The organism is Flavobacterium sp. GNP008 (assembly GCF_056428965.1).
Map to the genome: position 1 here is coordinate 1 of NZ_JBWJVL010000036.1, position 261 is coordinate 261.

Sequence of the window (261 nt, forward strand, 5' to 3'; positions counted from 1 at the left end):
GACATTCGACCTGATCGACGCCGGCAAGCTGAGCTTCGCCTCCGGCAGCTCCATCACTTTGTCGGAACGTCGCAATGCAGACGTATTCGGCAACCTGGAACACTACAAGGACAAGCTGATACTGCGCCCACAGGAGATTTCCAATCACCCTGAAGTGGTGCGGCGCCTGGGTATTATCGGTATCAACACGGCGCTGGAGTTCGACATCTACGGCAACGTCAACTCCACCCACGTTTGCGGCACGCGCATGATGAACGGCAT

At 56.7% G+C, this 261-nt stretch carries 1 protein-coding gene; it reads left to right on the forward strand.

Features of this window, described 5'->3' with window-relative positions:
- Positions 1-261, forward strand: a 261-nt coding sequence (locus AC0608_RS13785) for an acetyl-CoA hydrolase/transferase C-terminal domain-containing protein (protein ID WP_478289474.1), incomplete at both ends; no start/stop codon positions are given.